1 protein-coding gene and 3 pseudogenes are annotated in these 3612 nt (G+C 41.6%); all 4 read right to left on the minus strand.

All coding sequences use genetic code 11. The features are described 5' to 3' along the window. Positions 1-495 (minus strand): annotated as a pseudogene (locus C9E89_RS21885) (phage head morphogenesis protein); the annotation flags it as partial. Then, positions 461-1958, minus strand: a pseudogene (locus C9E89_RS21890) (DUF4055 domain-containing protein). The pseudogenes C9E89_RS21890 and C9E89_RS21885, both read right to left, overlap by 35 nt. Further along, positions 1955-3382, minus strand: a complete 1428-nt coding sequence (terL, locus tag C9E89_RS21895; protein ID WP_107010215.1) for a phage terminase large subunit — start codon at positions 3380-3382, stop codon at positions 1955-1957. The pseudogene C9E89_RS21890 and the gene terL overlap by 4 nt, the downstream one beginning before the upstream one ends. Further along, positions 3372-3612: pseudogene (locus tag C9E89_RS23460) on the minus strand (DUF2280 domain-containing protein); the annotation flags it as partial. The pseudogene C9E89_RS23460 and the gene terL, both read right to left, overlap by 11 nt.

Genomic DNA, 3612 nt, shown 5'->3' on the forward strand with positions numbered 1-3612 from the left:
GTTATCAATGCCATCACGAATAACATACTCAACTTTCTTTCGGACACTATCCGCAATACCGGGAAAGATATGATCGATTAATTGACCACCTGCATACGGCGCTTTCTTAGCTTTTTTCAGTAAAGATTCACCACTGATTGCTGGAGCATCTTTATTTGCGAGTTTATAAATATAAGCTGCTTCATATGTCGCCAAAGCAACCATCGACACATCAAGCAATTGTGGCAAATTCACCGCGATTGCTTGTTGCCAACTCGCCATGACACTCTGAAGCTCTTTTAATGATGTTGTGCTGTACTTCCCACTCATTAAAATCGTTTTTTCAGCTTCAGTTAAGTCGTCTAGTAACTCTCTAAGCTTGGTCAACATTTCCAAAGAATAACCATCAAACTTTTTAAGCAGCTCATTGATGGCAGAAGAAGATAAGCGTTGTAGATAAGAATTATGCTGATTCAAAGCATCAAGAATTGCTTGCTGTATTTCCTTCTTGTCCATCACCTACACCCTGATAAGGTTGATAACCACCTAATGGCTTACTCATACGATATTCTTCAATTTTCTTTTCGATATTTTCCCATTTATCCTCTGGGAAAGTACCTGTTTGCTCGTAGTGATAAAGTACTTCTGGTGGGAGTAACTCACCCTGTACCATTTCTAAAATCAATCTAGAGCGCTCTACACTATATTTTTGTTTATTAAAGTCTTGAGCAATCACATAAGTCAATACATCAGGTTTTAGATCATGATTTGACATCACAAACTTAGTACACCAACGCAGTGCCATATTCACCGCTTCATTGACATTGACCACACATAACGAAAGTACAGAATGCTGTACTGCATCATCATTATCAGCCTCAGTTGCTGTTTTATTTGCAGAGCCTTTCTCAACTAAACGCGCGCCCATTTCTTTCATTTGTTGCCATTTGTCTTTCATGGCTTCACGTGAAAGCGTATTCGGTTGTGCTTGTGCAATACCTAAAGTCCCTCCTTGTGGCAGGGGTAACATGACCTTTTGCACCAATATAAACACCACGTTTCTGCGCCTCATCAAACCAATTCCAGTCCATGCCAGAAGCATAATATTGTGGATGCCCCATGTAATACACAGATTCCTGAAAGTCTGCACTATCACGATAATGAGCAAGATTTAGATCCGCGAGTTCCAATAAAGGTGAATTTTCAATTTGTGCTGAGTTATCCACTGCACCCACAAAGGTAAATGGAATATAACTCCACACATCTCCATTATAGTCCGTTGGAATCTTACGCCCCTGACCTGTCCAGATCCCTTGATCAGACTTGGTATAAATCTCAATCGTGTATACAAACTCGCCCAAACCAGCATCTTCAAGGCGCAATACTCGATATTGCTGTTTTGTTTCAATACTAAAACCATCTTTACCGCGTTCAGATACAGACTCAGCAATCACCACTAAATTGAGCTTGGTTTGGTTACCTACAGTGATCGTATCCCAATTAATGACCACCTTAGCTGAAAGCAAATGAATCATTGGATAAGCTTGTTTGGCTTTTTCCTCAGCACGATTACGTGATGGAGCGACATCAGGAAAATCAACATATAGAGCACTACGATAATGTTTAAGTGTGTGGCGTAAGGTAGATTGGGAAAGCTGATATAAACTTAAACCGGCACCGTTGGCATTTCTCTTTAAATGCTCTAATTCTGCTGGGCACTTAAAGTTTGGATCCTTTGCAAATGCAGCGCCAACTAGACTACCTAGGGTTTTTCCTGTTACCCCATAAAATACAGCGCGTTTTAAATATGAGTCATAAAAACCTTTGGCTTCTTGACTGTGATCTTGCGGGTTATTTCGTGGTAAATAGACTTCTTTTTTATCCTTAACCGATTTTTGCCCTTTACAGACATCATCCACCTGTTCCCATAAGGGAAGATTTTTAACATACTCTGGATGTTGAAAAGTTACGTCACTCATCGAGCAAACCCCATTGTAGGAAAGAATGGCATAAAGCCTTCGTATAAATCATTAAAAGCATCTGCAGCCGCGTCCACTTGGTCCTTGTATTTACCGTTTGGAAAGTTACGGAGTTCATCTTTGAAATCCTTATTCCATTCACCACGCAGCATTCGCACATTGCCTACGTTGACCTGTGCTGCAAATGGTTGTGCACGTGTGACCTTATCCCCTGAAACAGGTAAAGCCACTACGTTATATCCAGCTAAAAGCTTAGTAAAAGATTTCATTTGTGACTTACCTGCTTGACCAGGATCTTGCGGTAATCGAATGGTGACGGCTGTACCATCAAGATCAGCAGTACTTTTAATGCGTTTATTGACATTCTCTGGACCAAGTTGCTCACGCTCTACACCAAAAATATAGGTGTATCCATCACTGGCACTTGCCATACCGACACCTGCTGTATAAGCACCTTCACCTTCTGAACTCGCCAAGTCCCATGCACGCGTTTTTTTCAAAATACTCGCAGGCAAAGCATCAACGATTTCAATTTCATCAGGTTTAAAAAAACCACCCGCAGGTGGTGCTGGACGCTGTCGGTATTGCCCCGCAAAAACATAAGGTGCTGCTTTTTCCATTAAAGTAAGTTTTTGGATGTTATGCTTCGCTGGCCATAAAGCAGATCCATCATCCTGAATGGCGGATAAGCAGATATGATCCCAGACCTCACCATTACCACCAGCAATAGAAACGCCGTCTTTTCGATCCCCCAACAACCAACCTGCAAGATCTTCTTCATGGAGGCGCTGCATAATGACAATGATCGGGGTTTCAGGCGAGTTCGTCCGCGACTCAAGCGTGTTCTGAAACCAGTCAATAACACCTTCACGGATAGTTTTTGAGGATGCTTCATCTGCCTTATGTGGATCATCAATAATAATGCATCCACCAAAACCGTCTCGCATCTTGCCAGCACCAAAGCCTGTGATCGTACCGCCTGTCCCTGTGGCATAGCACACACCGCCACCTGCTGTACGCCAGTTATCCTTGGCTTTGCTGTCATCACGTAGTTTTAAGTCAGGAAAAACTTTCTTATAGGCTTCTTCCTGTACTAAATTTCGTGTTTGAAAGGCATTGTTTGCAGCCAACATTGCAGAATAACTAATATGAATAAACTCGCAGTCAGGCTTTTTACCCAATGACCAAGCCATAAAATTAATCACAGCAATTTCAGTTTTAGAGTAACGCGGTGGAACATTGATAATTAATCGCTTGATCTCACCGTTATAAACACGCATCAAAGCATCACAGATTTCCCGATGATGCCAGTTATGTTTCCATTTATAGCCACGGCGTTCCTTAAACATATAGCGAGTGAAGAAATATAAATCCTGCTGTGCTTCAACCTCAATCGCCAAGTCACGTGCAGAATCAGTAGTCATTCACCACCTCCTGACGGGCTTTTAGATATTCATCTTTAGAGACATTAACCGTCTTTTGAATTGATTCACCATTGGTTGTATGGTCTATTTCTTGCCGTGTAACTCGCCCATCTGTTTCTTGAAAAGCTTGTTTTAGTAGATTCTGCTTAAGTCGCTTATTCCTACCAGAGTCGTCATACATCTCTTGAAGTTCTTTCAGTCGGAATGCTTTATTCGCAATCGCAATATCC

The sequence above is a fragment of the Acinetobacter sichuanensis genome (genome assembly GCF_003024515.2).
GTDB lineage: Bacteria > Pseudomonadota > Gammaproteobacteria > Pseudomonadales > Moraxellaceae > Acinetobacter > Acinetobacter sichuanensis.